The 22208-nt window shown below is 40.1% G+C and carries 18 protein-coding genes; 12 read left to right on the top strand and 6 right to left on the bottom strand.

The features are described 5' to 3' along the window. Window positions 1-77: 77 nt before the first annotated feature. Window positions 78-1601 carry an NADP-dependent phosphogluconate dehydrogenase gene (gene gndA / locus MUS1_RS08740; protein WP_036161379.1) on the bottom strand — a complete coding sequence of 508 codons (1524 nt, stop codon included), beginning with the start codon at window positions 1599-1601 and terminating at the stop codon, window positions 78-80. A 521-nt stretch (window positions 1602-2122) separates the two neighbouring features. Between gndA and MUS1_RS08735 the strand changes: the two genes are divergently transcribed. From MUS1_RS08735 to MUS1_RS08720, 4 genes are all read left to right on the top strand, one after another. After that, window positions 2123-3679, top strand: coding sequence for a phosphoenolpyruvate carboxykinase (locus MUS1_RS08735; protein WP_036161377.1), 1557 nt, complete (start codon window positions 2123-2125; stop codon window positions 3677-3679). A gap of 111 nt (window positions 3680-3790) precedes the next feature. Further along, a complete protein-coding gene (locus tag MUS1_RS08730; RefSeq protein ID WP_036161374.1) occupies window positions 3791-4570 on the top strand; it encodes a TatD family hydrolase in 780 nt (259 codons plus the stop codon). After that, window positions 4567-5442, top strand: a complete 876-nt coding sequence (locus MUS1_RS08725) for a sugar nucleotide-binding protein (RefSeq protein ID WP_036161372.1) — start codon at window positions 4567-4569, stop codon at window positions 5440-5442. Before MUS1_RS08730 ends, MUS1_RS08725 begins: the two co-directional genes overlap by 4 nt. 40 nt (window positions 5443-5482) lie before the next feature. Continuing rightward, the gene (locus tag MUS1_RS08720) at window positions 5483-5908 is read left to right on the top strand and encodes a hypothetical protein (RefSeq protein ID WP_036161369.1); all 426 of its coding nucleotides are present in this window, start codon (window positions 5483-5485) and stop codon (window positions 5906-5908) included. Window positions 5909-6383: 475 nt separating this feature from the next. Here the strand turns inward: MUS1_RS08720 and MUS1_RS08710 are convergent, their stop codons facing one another. Both MUS1_RS08710 and MUS1_RS08705 read right to left on the bottom strand, forming a co-directional pair. Next, entirely contained in the window at window positions 6384-8300 is a 1917-nt protein-coding gene (locus MUS1_RS08710; RefSeq protein ID WP_036161366.1) for a beta-ketoacyl synthase, read from the bottom strand. A gap of 104 nt (window positions 8301-8404) precedes the next feature. Next, a complete protein-coding gene (locus tag MUS1_RS08705; protein WP_036161365.1) occupies window positions 8405-9268 on the bottom strand; it encodes a glucosaminidase domain-containing protein in 864 nt (287 codons plus the stop codon). Between the two features lie 379 nt (window positions 9269-9647). Here MUS1_RS08705 and MUS1_RS08700 point away from each other — a divergent pair, with 379 nt between their 5' ends. The 3 genes from MUS1_RS08700 (at window position 9648) to MUS1_RS08690 (ending at window position 12554) form a co-directional block, all read left to right on the top strand. After that, a complete protein-coding gene (locus MUS1_RS08700) occupies window positions 9648-10808 on the top strand; it encodes a GGDEF domain-containing protein (RefSeq protein WP_036161363.1) in 1161 nt (386 codons plus the stop codon). A 481-nt stretch (window positions 10809-11289) separates the two neighbouring features. Further along, complete coding sequence (locus MUS1_RS08695; RefSeq protein WP_036161362.1) at window positions 11290-11940, top strand: TetR/AcrR family transcriptional regulator; 651 nt, start codon at window positions 11290-11292, stop codon at window positions 11938-11940. Then, window positions 11937-12554 carry a LysE family translocator gene (locus tag MUS1_RS08690; protein ID WP_036161360.1) on the top strand — a complete coding sequence of 206 codons (618 nt, stop codon included), beginning with the start codon at window positions 11937-11939 and terminating at the stop codon, window positions 12552-12554. The genes MUS1_RS08695 and MUS1_RS08690 overlap by 4 nt, the downstream gene beginning before the upstream one ends. A gap of 124 nt (window positions 12555-12678) precedes the next feature. Here MUS1_RS08690 and upp read toward each other — a convergent pair whose 3' ends face one another. Next, complete coding sequence (gene upp / locus MUS1_RS08685) at window positions 12679-13335, bottom strand: uracil phosphoribosyltransferase (protein WP_036161357.1); 657 nt, start codon at window positions 13333-13335, stop codon at window positions 12679-12681. Window positions 13336-13584: 249 nt separating this feature from the next. Here upp and lon point away from each other — a divergent pair, with 249 nt between their 5' ends. Together lon and MUS1_RS08675 are read left to right on the top strand one after the other, a co-directional pair. Beyond that, complete coding sequence (gene lon, locus MUS1_RS08680) at window positions 13585-16020, top strand: endopeptidase La (protein ID WP_036161354.1); 2436 nt, start codon at window positions 13585-13587, stop codon at window positions 16018-16020. A gap of 141 nt (window positions 16021-16161) precedes the next feature. Further along, the gene (locus MUS1_RS08675; RefSeq protein WP_036161352.1) at window positions 16162-17541 is read left to right on the top strand and encodes an MATE family efflux transporter; all 1380 of its coding nucleotides are present in this window, start codon (window positions 16162-16164) and stop codon (window positions 17539-17541) included. A gap of 8 nt (window positions 17542-17549) precedes the next feature. Here MUS1_RS08675 and MUS1_RS08670 read toward each other — a convergent pair whose 3' ends face one another. Beyond that, window positions 17550-18317 carry a TlyA family RNA methyltransferase gene (locus MUS1_RS08670; protein WP_036161349.1) on the bottom strand — a complete coding sequence of 256 codons (768 nt, stop codon included), beginning with the start codon at window positions 18315-18317 and terminating at the stop codon, window positions 17550-17552. A 121-nt stretch (window positions 18318-18438) separates the two neighbouring features. Here MUS1_RS08670 and MUS1_RS08665 point away from each other — a divergent pair, with 121 nt between their 5' ends. After that, entirely contained in the window at window positions 18439-19275 is an 837-nt protein-coding gene (locus MUS1_RS08665; RefSeq protein ID WP_051436184.1) for a sulfurtransferase, read from the top strand. Between the two features lie 77 nt (window positions 19276-19352). On the opposite strand, the gene MUS1_RS08660 is transcribed toward MUS1_RS08665, so the two are convergent. After that, window positions 19353-19670, bottom strand: coding sequence for a hypothetical protein (locus MUS1_RS08660; RefSeq protein WP_036161344.1), 318 nt, complete (start codon window positions 19668-19670; stop codon window positions 19353-19355). A gap of 172 nt (window positions 19671-19842) precedes the next feature. Between MUS1_RS08660 and MUS1_RS08655 the strand changes: the two genes are divergently transcribed. Together MUS1_RS08655 and MUS1_RS08650 are read left to right on the top strand one after the other, a co-directional pair. Then, window positions 19843-21012, top strand: coding sequence for a nucleotide sugar dehydrogenase (locus MUS1_RS08655; RefSeq protein ID WP_036161341.1), 1170 nt, complete (start codon window positions 19843-19845; stop codon window positions 21010-21012). Between the two features lie 112 nt (window positions 21013-21124). Then, entirely contained in the window at window positions 21125-22192 is a 1068-nt protein-coding gene (locus MUS1_RS08650) for a CDP-glycerol glycerophosphotransferase family protein (protein ID WP_036161339.1), read from the top strand. Window positions 22193-22208: the final 16 nt, after the last annotated feature.

Below are 22208 nucleotides of genomic sequence, written 5' to 3'. Positions count from 1 at the left end.
TTGAGTGCATAAAAAAACGCAGACTGAATTTTATTTAGTCTGCGTTCTTTATAGATGGTTTAGATTCTGTTTTTAAATCAGGCTTTACGCTCTGGACGACCTTCTTCTTGCCAGAAAGTATGAAATTTCTGACCTGGTTCCGCATCTACTCGTTCATAAGTGTGGGCACCAAAGTAATCTCGTTGTGCTTGCAATAGATTGGCTGGTAGTACTTCAGAGCGGTACCCGTCAAAATAAGCCAAAGCAGAGAAGATAGAGGGTGCTGGAATACCTGATTGCGCCGCTAGGACAACTGTTTTACGAAGACCGGCTTGTTTGCTTGCCATAGCATCGGCGAAGTAGTCGCTAAGCAATAGGTTTTCAAGTTCAGGGTTTTCAATAAAAGCATCCGCGATTTTTTGTAAGAAAGAGGCGCGAATGATACAGCCACCACGCCAAATTTTTGCAATATCGCTGAAGTTAAGCGTCCAATCGTATTCTTTTTGTGCGGCACGCATTAGTTGGAAACCTTGAGCATAGGCACAAATCTTCGCGCAATAGAGAGCTTCTTCAATCGCTTTTTCAACTTCTTCAGCTTCAATCTCACCACTTTCTACATTCGCAATCAGTTTGCTTGCTGCATGTTCGCGTTCACCTGTTAGTGTACTGAGCGCGCGTGCATAAACAGATTCACTGATGATGCCAGCAGGAACGCCCATTTGAGTTGCACTGATGGAGGTCCAGCGGCCTGTACCTTTTTGTCCAGCGCTGTCAAGAATCATGTCTACAAGTGGTGCGCCTGTTGCCTGGTCATATTGCTGAAGAATGTCGGCTGTAATTTCAACTAGATAGCTGTTTAAAACGCCTTGGTTCCACTTTTCAAATAGCTTACCAATCTCTTCTGGCTCGTAGCCTAATAAAGAACGCAGTAGATGGTAGGCTTCACAAATAAGCTGCATGTCTGCGTATTCGATACCGTTATGTACCATTTTGACATAATGACCAGCACCGTTTGGTCCTAGATAAGCGGTACAAGGTTCGCCTTCCGTAACGGGTTTGCCTGGTGTATTGCTAATGATAGGTTTTCCGTCTTTGTCTACTTTGGCTGCAACCGCTTCCCACATTGGCTGTAGATATTTCCAAGAGTCTGCATCGCCACCTGGCATTAATGATGGACCAAAGCGAGCGCCCACTTCGCCACCAGATACTGCGGTGCCAAAGAATTTGAATTTTTCTTTGTATTCAGATTCACGACGAATGGTGTCTGTCCATTGACTGTTGCCACAGTCAACAACGATGTCGTCGGCTTCTAAACCAGCTTTAATAAGGTTGTTGCATACTGCATCTACAGGGCTTCCGGCTGGAACCAAAACAACGATAACTCGAGGTTTTATCAAATTCGATAGCATGTCTTCCATGCTTGAGCAGCCGATAATTCTTGGTTCAGCTGAAGCGTCAATACGCTCTTTTGCTTCTGTATCGAGAACGTCTTTTATTTTATGTGTATCAAGGTCAAAACCAGCAACTCGGTAACCATGATCGGCTAAATTCAAGGCTAAGTTTTTACCCATGACACCCAGGCCGACAAATCCAATATTGCAGTTCTGATTCGTTTTTAACATAAATATCGATCAACCTTTTGAGCAATGAACAATTGGGGGGGAATTGAAGAAATAATCTTACCATGAAGCGTGACTGTTCAGGACACATTGAAAGAGAGAAAAACTTAAATAATTGTGTTTTCTTGATGTTTTTTTAAAGAAACTTTATAGCGTTAGTCGCTTTTCTTGAGTTAGGGCAATAGATGTGTTTTTTATTTATATAAAATTAACACCCTATGGTGCGTTTGTTTTTTGTGTGGAGTCGGCAAAAAAGAAATAAAATTACAAGAACACATCACACCAATATGGCAAATAGTATAGGTCTTTCACAAATATGATCAAAAATTCTGTTTTTTCTATTTTGTCATACAAATCAAAGCGTTATATTTTTGTTATCCTTTCATAATGGTAATAAAATAACATATTATTATAAGGATATGTTTTTTTAGATTGTTTTGTTAGTATCGAATGGTGTAGGAAAAAGACGCCTGCAACAACTTTAATGACCAGACTAATCTTTATAGCTCAGAGGATTTAGCGACATGAATGCCCCAATAAGTGCGACACGAACACATAAAAATTTAACTACACCTCAGTTGGTTGAAAAAGCCCTTCTGAATAATGAAGGTGTTCTTGCCAATAATGGAGCGCTAGTCGTTGAGACAGGAGCTCGTACAGGGCGTTCTCCAATGGATCGTTTTATCGTGGAAGAATCGTCAAGCAAGGACAATATTCAATGGGGTAGTGTTAATCGTCCATTTTCTGAAGCAAAATTTGCTCCATTGTGGGATAGAGTGACGGATTATTTGGACGGTCGTGAATCATTTGCGTCTAATCTTCATGTTGGTGCGGGCGATGAATATTATTTACCTGTGATTATGCGTACTGAAACGGCATGGCATCAGCTGTTTGGTCGCAATTTATTTATACGTCCAGATGCTTATAACCCTTCTGAAAAGGGTGAGTGGCAGATTTTAAATGCACCTAATTTTGTATGTGAGCCAGAGCGTGATGGAACCAATTCGGATGGCTGTGTGATTTTGAACTTTGCTGAGCGCAAAGTTCTGATTGCGGGTATGCGTTATGCGGGTGAAATGAAGAAGGCAATGTTCTCTGTACAAAACTATTTATTACCAGCGCATGATGTGTTGCCAATGCATTGTGCTGCTAATGTGGGTGCGGACGAGGATGTTACTTTATTTTTTGGCTTGTCCGGAACAGGCAAAACGACTCTATCCGCTGATCCAGAACGTTTTTTGATTGGTGATGATGAACATGGTTGGGGCAAGGATACGGTCTTTAATATAGAGGGTGGCTGCTACGCAAAAACAATCGACCTATCTCAGAAGAATGAGCCTATTATTTGGGATGCGATTAAATTTGGCGCAATTGTAGAAAACGTTGTATTAGATGCTGAATCGCGAGTTGCAGATTATGCAGATACTTCGTTAACTCAAAATGGCCGAGCAGGCTATCCTCGTGAACATATCGAGAAGCGAGCGGCTGGTAATCGTGCTGGTGAGCCTAATGCAATTATCTTTTTGACGTGCGATTTAACCGGTGTTTTACCACCCGTTTCTATTCTTTCTAAAGAGGCCGCAGCTTACCACTTTTTAAGTGGTTATACTGCGCTAGTTGGTTCTACCGAAATGGGTGCAGGGACTGGTATTAAGTCAACGTTCTCTACTTGCTTCGGAGCGCCTTTCTTTCCTCGTGCTGCTGATGTCTACGCGGACCTTCTCATTAAGCGTATTGAAGAGTTTGGTAGTCAGGTTTATTTGGTTAATACCGGTTGGACAGGCGGAGCACATGGTCAAGGTGGTAAGCGTTTTAGCATCCCAACGACTCGTGCCGTTATTGCGGCTATTCAATCTGGCGCTTTAGTTGGAGCAAGTACTGAGCATCTAGAAGGTGTGAATCTAGATGTGCCGACTCAAGTTCCGGGCGTAGACAGTGTATTGCTTAATCCTCGTAAAACTTGGTCAGATCAATCTGCCTATGAAGTTCAGGCAAAAAATTTGATTACTCAATTTGTTGTTAACTTTAAGAAATTTGACACTGTTTCAGCCGATATTGTGAAGGCTGGTCCATCACTATAAACTAGTTTCTTTGTGGTTATTTTAAAAAGCTGTGCATTTTGCACGGCTTTTTTGTTTTTGATCATTTTATAATCTAGCGCTTTATGCCATAAATAATGTAATCTTTTGTATATGCTTATCGATAGCCATTGTCACTTTGATTTTGATATATTCGACGACCAGCGTGATGTGTTGATGACACAGTGCGAAAATCATGGCGTGTTGGGTTTTCTTGTGCCTGCTACAACGTGTTTAAGTTGGTCTAAATTGCAAGCCCTTGCGGCGCATTATCCTCAGTGGCGTGCTGCTTACGGATTGCATCCTTATTTTCTTCGAGAGTCACAGTTAGCGGAAATAGATTTACTGGGGGATCAATGTGAAGCGGCTCAGGCAATTGCGGTGGGCGAAATTGGTTTGGATTGTTGGCCGGGTTCTGTCGATATAAATATCCAGATAGATTTCTTTTCTCGTCAATTATTAGTTGCTAAGTCGTTAAATTTGCCTGTGATTTTACATGCTAGAAAAAGTTATGACCTTGTATTTAAATGTTTGCGTGAAACGAAATTTAAGCGAGGTGGTATTGTTCACGCTTTTAACGGTAGCCTTGAGCAGGCGAAACGCTTTATAGATTTGGGTTTTGTTCTTGGAGTGGGTGGAACTATTACTTATTCTAGAGCAAAAAAAGCACACCGAGTTTTGAATGCCTTAGAGCGCAGTGCATTTGTACTGGAAACTGATTCGCCTGATATGCCGCTTAATGGCTTTCAGGGACAAATTAATACGCCACTTTCTATTCCTATTATTGCTGAACATGTTGCACAAATAAGAGGGGAAACAGAGAGGCAGATTACAGCGCAGACGTATGCTAATCTACTTAGGGTTTTTCCTAAGTGGCACGAGGGTTTACTTTGAATACAGTACAAGATATTAATGCTCCAATTCGTATTCTTCTATTGGGTAGTACAACGGAAGTCGGTTCGTCGTTATTACAACTTTCTAAAGAAAAGAAAGAGTTTGAATGGTTGTGTCCGGAAGAATCGGTTTTGTCTGGAAGTAACGGGCAAGCCGAATTGGATGTTCTACAGTTTGATGTAGTGATTGATGCGCTGAGTTTACGTTATGCCTTGCAGGATGATTACGGCAAATTTCAATCTACTTTACATTATCTGAGTCATCGGGAAGATACGCCCTTTATCATGGTTAGTAGTGCTAGAATTTTTTCTGGTACAAAAGATGCTCCTTACGCAGAAATGGATGAACCTGATAGTAATGAACCCTATGCACTCGCGTTAATTGAGGCTGAGTCTATCGTGCTGAGTCACCCTGATAATATTGTATTGCGAACTGGGTGGTTATTTAGTGGTCAGGGTGACGATTTTGTTTGTCGAACACTTGGCTTGATTCAAGATGGTGTAAACCTTGCATATAAAGATGATTTGATTGGTAGTCCAACCCCTATTTCTGACTTAGTTAGAGTTATTTTATCAATGGTCAACCAAGGTCATTATGGTTCAGAAAATAAAGGTGTTTACCATTATTGTTGTGCAGAGGAAATAAGTTGGATTGGTTTGGTGGAAGCAATTGTTGCCACATCTGGTCAGTTTGATCCGAAAGCGCAGGTAGAGGTCGAAGCAATTGGAGATGAATTTTCAGAGACGCAAGATAGTGTCATGCGAAGGCAATCGTTATCTTGTCGGAAAATTTTCAATCACTTTGGTATAAAGCAGCGTCCATGGCGCTCGAAATTAAGAAACTTAGTCAAAGGATTGTATCAAGCAAATTAGAATGGTTGACTACATGTAAACAACAAAGGTAGGAGGTGCTGTGTACAAGATTAATTATAAAGCAATTATGTTGGTATTTTTATTTCAAATACTGGCTGCTATTGCTTGGTATTCTTTCGCGCCTTCTTTGTCGTTTTTAGAGGGTGCTATTAAAATCACAGGTGATAAGCCTCAACATCTTTCTGTAGGTATGATAACGCTTATCTTTTGTTCGATTTTTGTGCATGTGCTTTTTGTTGCTTGGCTTTTAATTCGTGTTAAAGGAACGTCAGCCTTTGGACGTTTTGTCTTGGTGATTGGTATGTGGTTATTTATCGTTTTACCAAATTATGTGGTGTTGAATTTGTATTTGAATCATAGTGCGTTAGAGAGTACTTATTTATTATCTTATGGAGCAATAAGTTGCTTGATAACAGCTTTGATACTGCCTTTTTGGCGTTCAGCTCGGTCTATATTTAAAGGATAATTCAATTCTTTCTTCAAGTCGCCATTATAATTTTTATAGATAAACCAAACTGTCAGGATACGAAATACCTATTACTTGATGAGCCTCTTAATAATTTAGATATGAAGCATGCGGTGGGTATTATGAAGCTTATTCGACGTGCTGAGGATGAGCTTGGAAAGCAGGTTGTTGTGGTACTGCACGATATTAATTTGTATCTTGTTATGCCGATAGAATTATTGCGATGAAAGAAGGAGCTGTGGTTTATGACTGTTCGCCAGAAGAGTTAATGACGGTCGATATAATGCGTGACTTATATTATATCGAGATGAGTATCCACCAAATCCAAGACCGCTCAATTGGTTTTTACCATTTATAAGTAAAGCGATATTCAGTTAGGCTCAATATAAATGAATAGATAAAAAAATGCCTCCAATCTTAAACATAAGAAAGGAGGCGTTTTTACGTAAGATGCAACTATCGTGATCTGGCTCGGTTACTTTAGATCAGAGAAGTCGTTTTCTAAATTAAGACTAACAGGAATGTCATAGCTAGGAAGGCGGATTTCATTATTGCTAATATCTAAATCCTCTCCACCAAGCACATTGAAGCCAAACTTGTAGATAGGCAATGCCTCACCCTTAATGGCGGCTTGATTGTAGCTTTCTGCTGATTCTGTTACTTGAGTATTTTTGGATTTATAGTCATCCATTTGCGCTGCACTATAGCGTTTACCCAGCATTCTCATCGTTTGATTTGGAGAAAGTAATACCGCTGTTGCGTTATTGCCACCAAACCCTTTTGAGTTTAGAAGAGCGGCTTCAAAATAGTCTTTGCCATAAACTTCATGCTTAAGTTGGAATTTCAGGCCGTCTTGGTAAACATCGTCTGCAACAGCTTGCGATGTTATAATGCCAGGCAGGATACCATCTTTCCAAACACCTAAAGATAGATGGAGTTGGTCTCCGCCAGCGGTTCCTTGTGAATGACCTAAGAAAGCCTTCATTGCCACAACTGGCATCGCAGATGCCCCAAAGCTGGTGGCCGCTTTACTTAATACATGAGATTCAGTCACTCGGTTCTGAGGTGTACTGGTACCGTGAGCCTGAATGAAAGTGCGTTCAGTTAAGCCTTCATTACCTATAATATTTTCTAGGTAAGCCATGGCTTTGCTCATGGTTAGATAGTTACCAATACCCGGTGCTGAGATAGACTTTTTGTGGCCATCGGCATGAGAAAATACTGCAGGAATAGAACCAAAAATTTCAGCGCCTAATTCAATGGCGAGTTCATCGTCCATCAATAACGTCCATTGGCTAGATTCACCAATTGTGAAGCCACAATTTTGCGCGAATGGTCGACAGCTGCGAGTGTGATCAGGTTCTTCTCGATTGCTAATCTGATCCAATGCAAGCAATGCAGTGTCTTCTGCTAAAGCACCCATGGTGCGGAAGCCCTCAATGATTTCTGGTGTGATTGGGGCATCGCTACCACCCACCATGGCAACACGGAATTTTCCTGTTTTAATGCCATCAATGGCTTTTTCTAAATTGAAAAAATAAGTGGCACAAGCGCCAATTGCTGTTCCTACGTTACCAACGCTACCTAAAATGTAAGCATTGACGAAGTCAGCAGGCATTTGTGCGTAGCCAAGAGGAAGGTGTTTTGAGGTTGTGCGTTTGCCCATTAATGCAGACTTCAGCATGCCACCAAAACCCAGATCATCCATTTGACCAATAGAATTTGCTGCATAGACAGCCATTTGATCTGGAGCGACTTTACTTCGAATGGTTTCCCAATCGATGCCGCTGCTCTTGACTGCATCCGATGCGCCGTAGACTGTCATCTGTAGGCCACGTGGATGATTTCGGCTTTGATACAATTTTGAAGGATCAAACCCTGTAGGGAGCTGACCTGCGGATTTAACAGAAAGGGCGCGAGTGTCTTTGATAAAGGTCTCTAGATTTCCATCAACCGTGACTTCGCTTAACGTGTCTGATATTTCAGTCACTTGCCAATTTGTCGGGCGATCTTTTGGTAAAGAACGTGTTTTTGTCGTGAAGCTTAATTTCTCTTCGGAATGATTTGCACTCAAGGTCGCAGATTTGTGTAGGACAACATGATCAACGTCAAATAGGCTTGGGTGAATTCGACGAATCAAAGTCTGCGCCAGTAAAGAATCACCCATTCGATCAACAAGGGAAGCTGAATCCAATACTTCTCCATCTTCTGTATGCCACATGCCATTTTTGTGTTCAGCCATGTTGGTTAGAGTCGCAAGGTCGAGTATGACATTCTGCTGAATTGAACTTGGAAGAAGATCAAAGACAATACGGCGATATGCTTGATGAGAAGAAGTACGACCAGCCGAATTGATTCCGCCAAAGCCAACAATAACAGGTAAACGGGCCAATTAAATTTCCTCGTTTGATGAGTGGGTAAAATATTACGGTATTGTAATGAAGGGCGGCACTCTTAGCCACCCCATCGAAGAGATTTCCTAATACTTATGTGGATTTATTGTGCTTTTTTACTTGGCTGGGATTTATTAAAGCGCCATAGTTTGTTGTAGTTTATAAGCCCTTTAATTTCGTCAACATAATCTTGCCCTCTCTCTGAATAATGCTCGAGACCATGGACTAAAACCAACCCTGAAATTGATTTGCCTTTTTGGCGTAGTGCAGCACGAGAGGCTCTAAGTTTTTTATAGGCGGCATTGCTGTTTAGATTGTCTATGTAAGCAAAAACAGACTCACGAGCATCATGAAATTTGCGAACTTCATGATCCGCATCACTGTCTCTAGATTCAGGGACTAAGCCACAGCCTTTACGAAAGCACCACTGACCGAAAAAATTGTTTCCTTGCGTCGCAAAGCGAGACGTTCCCCAAGCTGATTCGTTAGCGGCCTGTGCTAATACGAGAGAAATAGGAATAATATCGACGCGTTGTAGTAAGTCTTTTAAATCTGCTTTTGAATATTCTTCATACTGTTTTAGTTTGTGGGATTTTCGCAGAGAAGTGACCCACTCTTTATCTGCTGTAGACATTGTCTTGCTACTGCTTATTAAAGCAGATATTCGCTTTCGGTCTGCTAAAGTCAGTTGGTTTTTTTCATTTGCAAACGGTGCTAGATAGTTAAAAAATGCTTCTTTTCTAGCTTTAATATTTGCGATTTCTGAAAAAACTGGGGCTTCTGTTTGAATTGGGTGAGATAAGAAATAGCTTTTTTCATATGGGCTTGCTTCGTTGCTATCTTCTTGAGAGGTATCGTCTTGGGCAAGGTTTGAATCATCATGATTGTTATTACCAATAGATATAGCAATAATCACCAATATAAGAATAATGATGGAAAAAGAAATGTCTAAGCGTCTGTTTTTCATAAAAACCACGAGTCTCAAATGAATTTTAATACTAATGACTTAAATATGAATATTTAAAGAATCAGTAAGGAATTTGTAAAAATAGCATTGCTATTATCCTTAAAAAAGAGGCACTTTAATAGACTTATCCAACAGCTTTTCATTTTCTTTGACCGTATTTCTTTGGTTGGCGTATAGTGCAGTTTTTGAGTGTTTCTTATAAAATGCTCCGACCATATTGTTTTCATTAATAAATTTACTTCAATGTATCAAGTACTTCGTGCGTGTTTCTTTATGCCAGCGTGATATAGAATAGTTAAATGAAGTAATGAAAAAAACTCGTATTCAAGGCACTATGTCTGCTGTTTTTGGTCGAATGATTCGATGGGTCTGAATTTTTATGTCTGAGCGTTTGAAGTCATTGTTGGCGCCTTTTTTAATCTTAATGGTCAGTGTTTATGCCAGCCTATCTGTAGATCATTTGCCGCCTTTGTGGCTTGGCCTATTGCCGTTGTTGCCACTGATTTTGGCAGGCATAGCGATTCTTCTTGCTTGGCACTTTAATAAAGGCCGAGTCTTTATTCTGGCCCTTTTACTCTTGATTCCTAAGTTGTACGGTGATTCTGATCAAGAAGCCTCATTAACTGCGTATCTTGTTGTGTCCTGCTTTTGCATTTCTTTATTAAGTTTTCTCCCTGAAAGAGGATTTTTTAATCGCTTTGCAGTGAATCGAATTTTATTCGTCTTAATGCTTGTGTGTTGGTGTTATGCCATTGAGCGTAGTTGGATTTCTTTTGCTTTTTTAGACCACGATTTTTTATATACAGAAATAACTTGGTCAACAGTTTTACTTTGGACAGTTCTCCTTATTAGTGTTTTTGCAATAGGCGCTGCTTGGTGGTTGAGTGGTGACACCTTTAGAGCATGTGGGCTCATTAGTATTGTTAGCTTATTAATTACTAGTCATTTCTCGATATTGGACAGTCAATTCGATGCCTTATTATCAGCACAGTTTTTATTGTGGATTTGGTTTTTGTTAATGGAAAGTCATCGCATGGCTTACTTAGATGACATGACTAAATTACCAGGTCGACGAGCTTTGAATGAGCGTTTGGTCGGTTTATCTAAACAATACGCGATTGCTATGGTCGATATTGATCACTTTAAAAAATTTAATGATACCTACGGTCATGACATGGGCGATAAGGTGCTTAAAAGTGTCGCTACTCAGCTTAAACAGTTTTCTACGCCTGGGCGTGCTTTTCGTTATGGAGGGGAAGAATTTACCATCGTTTTTTCTAGTAAAGCTGCCGATCATGTTGAAGAAACATTAGAGCAAGTTCGTGAAGAAATCGAGAGTGCGTTGGTTGAGGTGTTTGACCCAAAAAAGAAAAAAGATGTAAACGTAAATGTAACCGCGAGTATTGGTGTTGCTTTTGCTTTTGCTTCTACAGGTGAGGAGCCTAGCTCTGTATTAAAAAGAGCAGATGAAGCGCTTTATGTTTCAAAAAAGAAAGGTCGAAACCGCGTTTCTAAGTCACCCAGCCCCAAGAATATATAACATGACGATAAAATTGATCGATCGGTCAATTTTTTCTTGTCAATCTATTGCACTGTCAAAACACCTGTTTATAATCAACGTATACACATTCAAAAGTATAGAATTTAGAAAGAGGCTGCACTTTATTCATTAAGATCCTCCTAGGTCGGTCTTATTAAATCAGTATTACCCTTTTCGGGTGTTATTTTTTACAGCATCCGGCGGTGATTTTTATCATCGAAACCGAACATTGATAGTGTGTTTACCTGTCAATAACAGCGCCAACGTGGTGTAGCAGTTAGCCTAGTGATGAATGCCTATAGTCACTAACGTCTCTGCTGCGAGGGGAAATGGGGAGCTTCGGCTCCCTTTTTTTATTCAATTTTTGTAATTGCTTCTTGGCCATTCTAAAAAATGTTATTCTTCTAATGTATTGCTAAGGACGATAATGCAATACGAGAATTCCCCCTTTCAGTAGATATTTGATCAGTGAGGCTAATCCTTGAGCGAAGTAAAACGACCAAAAGATCAGTTGAAATCTCATATACGAGCGCAAAACCAAGAACTTATTTTGGAAACCTCAGAACGTGTTTTTGCTCGACAAGGTTTAGCCAAAACCACAACACAGATGATTGCTGACGAAGCTGGTCTTCCTAAAGCCAATATTCACTATTACTACCGTTCTAAAAAAGATTTATTAGAAGCGGTTTTAGGGCGGATTCTTCACCTTTGGTTGAGCTCTGTTAGCGAATTTAACGTAGATGACGGGCCTCAAAAAAACTTGTCGCGTTACATCAGTGAAAAAATAGAACAATCTCGTACCAATAAAAATGCATCGAAAGTCTTTGCTATGGCATTAATTGGTGAAGAAGATTTTGTTTTGGACTATTTGAGGCGTTTATTTGTAACCGAATTAGCCCGAGAAAAGGCAACCATACAAATATGGGTGGAAAAAGGATTAATGGCGCCAGTTTCTACTGAACATCTTTTTATCAGTATTTGGGCTATGACTCAAACTTACGCTGATTTTGATGCTCAGGTGAAAATCATGTTGCAAAAAGAAGAGCTAGAAGAGTCAGACTACGAGGAAGCCAAGCAGTTTATTACGCGCATGGTATTGGCCGGCTGTCGAGTCACGGAGGTTGAGGTATGACATTAGAAAGCGGTATTACATTTTTTCTGGCGATTTTTATTTTTGGTATTACGCCAGGGCCAGGCGTGTTTGCTATCTTGGCGAGAAGTATGACAAAAGGTGCTCGGGCTAGCGTCTCCTTGTCTATAGGAATGATTTTAAGTGATATCGGTTATTTGGTGATGGCCTGTTATGGCTTGGCGGCTATCGCGTCAGCTTGGGAAGGTGTTTTCTTAATGATTCGTTATCTTGGTGCTGCGTATCTTATGTACTTAGGTTGGAGAATGTGGGTGGCACCTGTGTCAGCGCCTTCAGAAGAAGACACTCTTGAATCACATAATGAGATTGGAAGTTTTATACAGGGTTTTATGATTTCAGCATCAAACCCTAAAGTTATATTGTTTTATATTGCTTTTTTACCGACATTTATGGATTTAACGGTTTTAAAAGGCCCTGATATTGTTTTGGCTTCTGCACTTACTTTTGCTGGTTTAATGCTTGGATTAACCATGATTTCAGTGAGCGCATCTCAAGCAAGGCGCTTCATGAGGTCTGAACGCTCTATGAAAACGTTAAATAAAACAGCGGGTGGAATTATGGTAAGTGCAGGCGCCTTTCTCGCACTGAAGAGCTAGCTGCTGAATAAATGAAAATTCTAAGTAAGTGATTATTTTGTCAAATAAAAACCTCTCATTTTCTAATGAAAAGAGAGGTTTTTTTACTAAATAATGGGTTGTTAAATAAGCGTTGCCAAAATACTTATCGAGTACCGTAAATACGGTCTCCAGCATCACCAACACCCGGACGAATATAAGCGTGTTCGTCTAGTCCACGGTCGATCGAGCCTATATACATTGCAACATCTGGGTGAGTTTTTTTGAATGCTTCAATGCCTTCTGGCGCAGCAAAAAGACAGATGAATCGTATGTCCGTTGCACCCATTTCTTTCATTTTATCGATTGCCATAATGGCGGAGTTACCTGTCGCAAGCATTGGATCAACGACGATAATAGTACGTTCATTCACTGAATGAGGCATTTTTAGGTAATATTCGACAGGCTGTTTTGTTTCAGGGTCACGGTATAAGCCAACATGACCAACACGTGCTGAAGGAGACAATTTCAGTACGCCTTCTGCCAAACCATTACCGGCTCGCATGATTGTCACGATACAAAGCTTTTTGCCTTTTAATGCCGGACACATGGCTTTTTCTAATGGCGTTTCGATTTCAATATCCATTGTTTCTAGATCACGAGTGGCTTCGTAACCGATTAGCGTTCCAAGTTCTTCAACTAACATGCGGAATTCACGCGTACTGGTATTTTTATCTCGAAGGCTGGTGAGCTTATGTTTCACGAAGGGATGTTCTATTACAAAGATGTCTTGGTAGGTGCTAAGGAGTTCATCGCGAGTCATTGGCCTTTCCTTTTTCTATAAACTAAAGAGAGTGATATTGAAGAGATATCGATATTTATATAATAGCACTAAGTGAGAACCGACCAAATAACTAATCCTGTCTCTTAGGTCGGTTTTATCAAGTGAGCAAGTATTTTGAAAAAAAGCGAAAGGTATTGTTTTCGTCGATATCGTCATTACATAAGAGGTAACAAACATAATCAGACAGATTTATGCCTCTCTGAAAAAGGCTTTATTGAGAAATTAATTATGAGTGATGACGAGCAGTATTCAAACGTAGAAGAAAATGACGCGGCAATCGAAGAAGAGGACGTGATTGTTAATGATCCAAAAGGTTTGGCACTTCCTGACGATGTGTTACCTGAGACTTTGTATATCCTGCCAATTTCCAGCCGACCTTTCTTTCCGGCTCAAATTCAGCCTGTCATGGTTGATGCGGATAAATGGGAAGACACTTTAGAGCGTATTGCTGAACATCCACAGGCCGTTGTTGGTTTAGTGTATGCGGATAAAGAAGGCAATAAAACGCCTTCTGTTGATTCATTTCGTCCCGTCGGTTGTGTGGCTCGAATGCACAAAGCAGAAAAACAGAACGATAAACTGACGTTTCTAGCACAAGGTGTGAAACGTTTTGAGGTTGTTGAGTGGTTAAATGATACGGCACCTTATTTGGCTCGAGTTCGTTATATCAGTGATTTAAAAACCAATGATGATGAATCAAAAGCCTATTCCATCGCAATTTTGGACGCAATCAAAGAGTTGATCCGTCTAAACCCTTTATTCAGTGAAGATCTAAAACAGTACCTTGGACGTTTTTCGTTTAATGAGTCAGGTTTGCTAGCAGATTTTGCAGCGTCTATAACCTCGGCGGAATCCGATGAGTTGTATGACGTGCTGGCGACGACTCACGTTCAGTCACGTATGCATTTATCGCTTACCTTGTTGAAAAAAGAACTCGAAATCGCACACTTACAAAATGAAATAAGCGCTGAAGTGAACGACAAAATCAGCAAGCATCAGCGTGATTTTTTCCTTAAAGAACAGTTGAAGATAATTCAAAAAGAGCTGGGTATTTCGAAAGATGACCGCACTTCTGATGTAGAGACCTTTGAAGCAAGACTAGAAGGTAAAACATTTACCAAAGCAGTCAGCGATAAAATACAAGAAGAGCTCCATAAGCTCAGCATTCTTGAAACCGGTTCGCCAGAATACGGAGTGACACGAAATTATTTAGATTGGGCGACGTCATTGCCTTGGGGTGTTCACTCTAACGATAATCTGGATATTAAACTTGCCCGCGATGTACTTGAATCACACCACGCAGGGCTTGGCGATATTAAAGATCGCATTGTTGAGTTTTTAGCACTTGGTGCGCACCGTGGTGAAATGGGCGGTTCTATACTGTTGCTTGTGGGGCCGCCAGGCGTGGGTAAAACCTCGATTGGTAAATCTGTAGCGATGTCTTTAAATCGTAAATTTTATCGATTTAGTTTGGGAGGAATGCGTGATGAAGCCGAAATTAAAGGACATCGACGTACTTATATTGGTGCTTTACCTGGTAAGTTTGTTCAGGCATTAAAAGATGTTGAGGTCGAAAACCCTGTTATTATGTTGGATGAAATTGACAAAATAGGTAACTCTTTTCAAGGCGATCCAGCGTCTGCTTTATTAGAAGCATTAGACCCAGAACAAAACAGTGAGTTTTTAGACCACTATTTAGACATGCGTATTGATTTGTCTAAGGCACTATTCATCTGTACAGCGAACCAATTGGATACGATCCCAGCGCCTTTGTTAGACCGAATGGATGTAATTCGTCTTTCTGGTTATATCGGTGAAGAAAAGCTCGCCATCGCTAAGCAACACCTATGGCCAAAATTGCTTAAGAAAAACAAGCTGCTTAAAAAACAGTTAAATATTACGGATGCCGCATTGCGTCATATAATTGAGCATTATGCTCGTGAAGCGGGTGTGCGAGGTTTGGATAAACTCCTGCAAAAAGTGTTAAGGAAATCGGTTGTTGAATTAATAACGGGTGAAAAAGAAAACATTAATGTTGGAGTGAAAGACGTAGAAACCTTGCTTGGGATGCCTTATTTTCGTCCTGAAAAAACCATACAAGGTGTTGGTGTGGTGACTGGATTGGCTTGGACATCAATGGGCGGCGCAACATTGCCAATTGAAGCGAATAAAGTGCATGAACTTACGAGAGGCTTGAAACTCACTGGTAAACTAGGTGATGTAATGAAAGAATCGGCAGAAATTGCTTATTCCTATGTTTTCTCGCATACGAAGAGTTACCAGAAATCACCGGAGTTCTTTGATAAGTCTCTGGTGCATTTGCATGTGCCAGAAGGTGCTACACCGAAAGATGGCCCAAGTGCGGGTATTTCTATGGCGACGGCTTTATTGTCGTTGGCGAAAGGTGAGCCTGTGCGCCGAGGATTAGCCATGACGGGAGAGCTAACATTAACAGGACAAGTACTCGCTGTTGGCGGTATTCGAGAAAAGATTATTGCAGCCAAACGCAGTAAAATTAATGAAGTAATTTTGCCAGAGCCTAATCGTCGAGACTTTGAAGAACTGCCAGATTCGGTAAAAGATGGAATGACTGTACACTTCGCAGAGCGTTTTACCGATGTAGAGAAAATTGTCTTTAATCGTGAGAATTCCTCTATTCATTAGCGTTATCGGTAAAGTAAGGATTCTCTCAAAAGGTGAGACATGACAAAATAAGGAACCGGACAAGGACTAGCTTGTCCGGTTTTTTTATTTTCAGCGTTTCGCCTTTAAATTGTATTTTAGGCCGTATTTTCAGGAGACAAAATGCCAAGTCCGGCAAAACTCACACAAGGTTCAACGTTTAAGCATGTTGTCATTATGTCGATGACAGGTGCATTTGGCCTGATGTGCATGTTTATTGTTGATCTGGTTGATATGCTCTTTCTTTCCATGTTGGGTGAAAAAGAAGCCGTTGCCGCTGTCGGTTTTTCTAGCGCGATTATGTTCTTTACTATTTCATTAAGCATTGCCGTCTCTATTTCTGCGACAGCTTTGGTTTCAAAGGCAGTAGGTGAGGGCGATATTGAATTGGCCAAACGTCGAGCTGTAAATGTGTTGGCATTTGGTATCGTTTTTTCTTCTGTTGTTGTTTGGCTGTTATGGCCAAAAATCCCTCATATTCTTCTGTTTGTTGGTGCCACAGGTCTGACGTTAGATTTAGCGACTGGCTATCTGCAAATTCTTATTCTCGGCATGCCAGCCGTTATGATTGGCATGATTGGTTCAGGGATTATGCGTGCGTTGGGCGATGCACGTCGTGCTATGTATGCGACACTGATTGGCGGTTTAATTAATGCTGTGCTCGATCCTATTTTTATTTTTGGATTTGGGTTGGGTGTGCAGGGCGCCGCAATTGCTTCTTTGATAGCCCGTTTTTCTATGGTGGCCGTATCTTATTATGGTGTGGTATATGTGCATAAAATGTTGGCAGAATTCGACTTGATGGATTTTTTCAAAGATGTGAAATGTATCTCTGTCATTGCAGTTCCTGCCATGTTGACCAATATGTCTTCTCCTTTGGCGAACGCCATTGTCATGGAGCACACATCTTCATTTGGTGACGATGCTGTTGCCGCTGTGGCGATTATTGGGCGTGTTATCCCCGTTGTTTTTGCTGGTGTGTTTGCTTTGTCTGGCGCTGTTGGGCCGATTTTAGGGCAAAACTATGGTGCTGGTCGTTTTGATCGGATGCACAGGGCAATGAGTAGCGCTGTTATTTATGCGTTTGGTTATTGTGTCGTCTTGTGTCTTGTTTTGTATAATATGCAAGATTGGTTGGTTGCTGTGTTTAGCGCAACTCAAGAGAGTGCCGATCTTATACACTTTTTTGCAACTTTTGTGTCGTTCAGTTTTTTCTTTCAAAGTTTGTTATTTATCGCTATTGCTGCTTTTAATAATTTAGGCAAACCTTTAAATAGTACCTTGCTTAATTTTGGGCGTGCGACATTGGGGACTTTGCCTTTGATTACGATCTTTGCTTTGTTTATGGGGGCTGAGGGAATACTATTTGGGCAGGCAGTCGGGTCAGTTATATTTGGTTGTTTAGGCTTTTATATGGCGAGAAACTACATTACGGAATTAGAAGAAAAAGAGGCTAGAAATCTTACCCCAAGCCAGTATCATAATTACGATGAAATGCTTTGATTTAGGTTCTATTTAATCTTTTTTCGAGTAGCCCAGAGTAAAAATTCTTGATTGCCATCACCACCTTTTATTGGGCTTTCAATATAGCATTGCACCTCAAATCCCAGAGATGTTACAAAAACTTGAATGTCTTTTGTTAGCTGATTTACACGGTTCTTGTCTTTAACAATCCCACCTTTACCAATGAACTCTTTTCCTACTTCAAATTGTGGTTTGACTAAGGTAATCAAATGGCCTGTTTGACTGAGTAGTGTCGGTAATTGTGGAAGGATTTTAGTTTGAGAGATAAAAGACACATCCATCACAACCAGATCAAATCCATTCACTGGGAAGTGTTCTTTTAAATCATCAATGCATAGGCTGCGTGCGTTAATGCCTTCTAGGCAGGTGATTTGTTCATGGTTGTGTAGTCGTGTATCTAGTTGTCCATGACCTACTTCAACTCCTACAACATGAGCGGCGCCGTGTTGGATAACGCAATCACTAAAGCCTCCTGTTGATTGGCCTATATCTAAAACATGGAAACCTTTAATATTTAATTTAGTGTGCAGTAACGCGCCTTCTAGCTTTAACGCGCCACGAGAGACATACTTGTCTGCTTTATTGATTGTAATATTGAGTGGAATGTCTGCAGGAAGTTTTAGACTCGGTTTGGAGGCTTTTAACCATTTGTCATTTTGTTTGTATGATACTCGGCCTTCACTGATAAAGGTTTGTGCTTGTGACCGTGATTTTGCAAGACCTTGCTCAGTAAGGATCAAATCAATTCGTAACATAAAAACACTCGGACAAAAAAATAAGTGCGAATGTTAACAAAAACTGAATAATCAAAGTAGATTTAACGAAAGAAGTAATTGTCTATTTTTGTGGTTGTTAATCATTGCCTAAGGAATGCTTGTGCTATTTAAAACATTAATAAATACCAATGAATTGAACGTTCTCATTGATAAATCCCACGTGATTATATTGGATTGTCGATTTTATCTTACGGACCATGATAAAGGTAACTCTGAGTACAAAAAGGGGCATATTCCAGGTGCGGTTTTTGTGGATGTTCATCATGAGTTAGCAGCACCAGAAAGTGAGTTGACAGGTAGACACCCATTACCTAATGAAGTGGATTTTTCCATACAGTTACAAAAATGGGGAATACAACCCGATAGCCAAGTTGTTGTGTATGACGACATGGGTGGTGCGGTTGCTGCTCGCGCTTGGTGGATGTTAGTTCAGCAAGGTATTGACGTCAGAGTGTTGAATGGCGGTTTTCCTGCATGGCTGAAGGCAGGTTTTCCTGTTTCATTGGTCGATGAGTCAATCAATCCTGTAGAGCATCAATTTGATGTGAGTTTTCCTTGGGCGGTTAGGGAGCGCTCTGTCGTTGAGAACTTTGAAACAGACCAATTTCAGCTAGTGGATGCCAGAGCATCAGATCGTTTTAATGGTGAAAATGAATCAATTGACCCTGTTGCAGGTCATATACCCGGAGCGATTAATCGTCCGTTCTCCGATAACTTGGATGTGACGGGTTGTTTTAAGCCCGCTGAACAGCTAAATGTCGAATTGAGAAGTCTGTTATCTGGCGGCAACGATGAGTATGTTTACTATTGTGGTTCAGGCATTACGGCTTGTCATAATGTGTTGGCGTTTAATTATGCAGGTATCGAGGCTCGTCAAGTGTATGTTGGGTCTTGGAGCCAGTGGGCTAAGCGAATGTTGAGAGCCGCTTCATTGTAATTTAACTGTTTTATGGTGTTAGAACTAGGTGTTAAAACGAAAGAAGAGGCCCTCGGTATGAGGGCCTAGAGCATCTGTTATTTTGGTGTTACTCCCGCCATAAAAATTTGTACTTGTTGATGGTTTTCACCCCAGATGTGGGATTTTATCGCGAGTAAAAAATGTTCAGCTTCTTTTAATGTGACAATACCATCCATTAACTGGATGCCAATACCTTCTTGAGTAAAGAAAAAATACCATGTGTGATTGTCTATAATGACTTCCCCCTCACCATTGTTATAACTGACTTGGCGGAAACTGTAGTTACTGGGAATAAAGCAGGCAAGCTCACTTTTCGCTTCCCCGTAATTTAAATCTGGAATGTAGCCTTGACGATCAACTAGCTCAAACTTCATATAGAACTCCTTATTTTTAAGATTAGATTAGTCTACATAGTCTTATTTTGCTGTTGTTCTACTAAAAAAATGTATAAAAAAATCAAACTAGGCGTTTTTAATTGCTGGCGAGACTGTAAAATAACCTTCATTAAAAATTGATTGTTCTATTTGATGCTAAAGGTGAAGTTTCATGAAAATAGCAGTGGCAGGTACAGGGTATGTAGGCATTTCAAATGCACTGCTGTTAGCAAAATATAATCAAGTTGTTGCATTGGATATCGTGCCTGAAAAAGTAGAAATGCTGAACAATAAGCAATCACCGATTGAAGACAAAGATATAGAACGTTATTTATTGGAAGAAGAACTTAACTTTGTTGCCACACTTGATAAGAGTGAAGCCTTCACCGGTGCGGATTTCGTTATTATTGCCACACCAACAGATTATGATCCAGAGACGAACTATTTCAATACCAACCATGTCGAGTCGGTTATTCAAGATGTCATTAACATCAATCCAAATGCCATCATGGTGATTAAATCCACTGTCCCTGTTGGTTTTACCAAAACAGCACGAGAGCGTTATTCAACTAATAACTTGTTGTTCTCTCCTGAGTTTTTACGTGAAGGTAAAGCTCTCCATGATAACTTATACCCTTCGCGTATCATTGTTGGTGAGCAATCCGATAGGGCACAAGTGTTTGCTGATCTATTGGTTCAAGGGGCTGAGAAAAAAGATATTGATGTGTTACTGACTGATTCAACGGAAGCGGAGGCCATTAAATTGTTCGCTAATACGTATTTGGCGATGCGAGTTGCGTTTTTTAATGAGCTAGACAGTTATGCCGAATCTCATGATCTAAACAGCCGACAAATTATCGAAGGAGTTGGGTTAGATCCTCGTATAGGAAGTCATTACAACAACCCTTCATTTGGTTATGGCGGCTATTGCCTACCTAAAGATACAAAACAATTACTTGCCAACTACGATAAAGTGCCAAATAATTTAGTGCGTGCTATCGTGGACGCTAATGTCACTCGTAAAGACTTTGTTGCGGAAGCTATTCTTAAGAATAATCCAAAAATTGTCGGCATATATCGTTTAGTAATGAAAGTAGGTTCTGATAATTTTAGAGCATCTGCTATTCAAGGTGTAATGAAACGCATCAAAGCCAAAGGCGTCGAAGTGATTGTTTATGAGCCCGCACTTGCAGAAGACAACTTCTTTAATTCGAGAGTGATTAAAAACCTAGAAGAATTTAAAGCCATCTCTGATGTAATTGTCGCAAACCGAATGACCGACGATATGCTTGATATACAGGATAAAGTTTATACCCGTGATTTGTTTGGTGTGGATTCTTAGAATCCTTAACTCTAGAGTTATAAATGAGTATTTCGAGTCTGTTTTAACAAAGTATCTGCAAGCGCTGTAGTCGTGCAAAGGTCTTTCATTTTAAATTATGGATCAAATTTCTATGGATGTTATTTTTGATACAAAAAGTTTGTATTATTTGCCTCAATATTTACCTGTCTATAATGAGCTGTGTAAATTAGGAATCAAATCTACCTTTGTTTTTTATGATGGTGTTCATAATGATGTCATTAATAAAATCATTTCGGATGAAAAACTTCAACATTTTTGGGTGAAGGATGAAGAAAAAGCAGCGGCTTATTATGAAGAAAGAAAAGCGGACTGGGTGTTTTTTTCTAACACTTTCCACTATTTAGATAGAGTGCATAAAGTATCAAAAACAGCCCAAATGGCCCATGGTATTGGTCCAAAAACAAGTTATTACACGCAATCATCACGACCGATGGGTGTGAGATTTGTAGAAGGCGCTTATCGGACTCAGCGTTTACGTGAAATGTTTCCTAATGATGTTTTTGTGGATGTGGGCTTTTGTAAGCTAGACCCTATTTTTAATGGGGAAATATCAGATATTTCTTTGTCAGAAACTTACGGTCTTAAAGACGATTTTCCTACCATATTGTATGCACCAACATTTTACCCGAGCAGTATCGAGTGTTTTCCTGCCGATTGGCCTGCAGAGTTTAAAGACTTTAATATCATCATAAAGCCGCATTATTTTTCCTTGAGTAAAAGCAAGTATTATAAACAACAAGCGCTGCTCAAAACATGGTCTGAATTTGATAATGTGTACTTGGCAAAAGTTGAAGACTATTCACTGGTTCCATTCTTAAGTATCTCTGATGTATTGGTGAGCGATGCGTCATCTTCTTTATTTGAATTCGCTTTGTTAAATAAACCTGTTATCTGGTGTGATTTTTTAAAGCTTAGGTTAGGGTATCGCGGCATCTTTTCTTATCGATTCAAAAAACGGATGGATAAAGACTATGGCGATTATTCTAATATTGCTGTGCATGCGAAAAAATATGAAAATTTAAAGAGTCTTATAGTGCAGCAATTAGACAACCCGGAAGAATTTGAATCTATACGATTGGAAATGTCTGAAAAACTTGCTGGGAAAGTCGATGGCTCTGCGAGTAAAAGAATTGTTGAATATGTGATGAGTAATATTTAATTTTATTAAAATATAA

Origin of the sequence: Marinomonas ushuaiensis DSM 15871 (assembly GCF_000521805.1) — a bacterium.
GTDB classification, from domain to species: domain Bacteria; phylum Pseudomonadota; class Gammaproteobacteria; order Pseudomonadales; family Marinomonadaceae; genus Marinomonas; species Marinomonas ushuaiensis.
Note: the sequence above shows the minus strand (reverse complement) of the source record. Positions and strands in the feature narration are given on the sequence as shown.

Bases quoted from the DNA above. Each gene is read 5' to 3' on its own strand.
- MUS1_RS08655 (WP_036161341.1), top strand. From the start codon at position 19,843: ATGAAAATAGCAGTGGCAGGTACAGGGTATGTAGGCATTTCAAATGCA.
- MUS1_RS08650 (WP_036161339.1), top strand. From the start codon at position 21,125: ATGGATGTTATTTTTGATACAAAAAGTTTGTATTATTTGCCTCAATAT.
- upp (WP_036161357.1), bottom strand. From the start codon at position 13,335: ATGACTCGCGATGAACTCCTTAGCACCTACCAAGACATCTTTGTAATA.
- MUS1_RS08670 (WP_036161349.1), bottom strand. From the start codon at position 18,317: ATGTTACGAATTGATTTGATCCTTACTGAGCAAGGTCTTGCAAAATCA.
- MUS1_RS08730 (WP_036161374.1), top strand. From the start codon at position 3,791: ATGCTTATCGATAGCCATTGTCACTTTGATTTTGATATATTCGACGAC.
- gndA (WP_036161379.1), bottom strand. From the start codon at position 1,601: ATGTTAAAAACGAATCAGAACTGCAATATTGGATTTGTCGGCCTGGGT.
- MUS1_RS08675 (WP_036161352.1), top strand. From the start codon at position 16,162: ATGCCAAGTCCGGCAAAACTCACACAAGGTTCAACGTTTAAGCATGTT.
- MUS1_RS08700 (WP_036161363.1), top strand. From the start codon at position 9,648: ATGTCTGAGCGTTTGAAGTCATTGTTGGCGCCTTTTTTAATCTTAATG.
- lon (WP_036161354.1), top strand. From the start codon at position 13,585: ATGAGTGATGACGAGCAGTATTCAAACGTAGAAGAAAATGACGCGGCA.
- MUS1_RS08690 (WP_036161360.1), top strand. From the start codon at position 11,937: ATGACATTAGAAAGCGGTATTACATTTTTTCTGGCGATTTTTATTTTT.
- MUS1_RS08705 (WP_036161365.1), bottom strand. From the start codon at position 9,268: ATGAAAAACAGACGCTTAGACATTTCTTTTTCCATCATTATTCTTATA.
- MUS1_RS08735 (WP_036161377.1), top strand. From the start codon at position 2,123: ATGAATGCCCCAATAAGTGCGACACGAACACATAAAAATTTAACTACA.
- MUS1_RS08660 (WP_036161344.1), bottom strand. From the start codon at position 19,670: ATGAAGTTTGAGCTAGTTGATCGTCAAGGCTACATTCCAGATTTAAAT.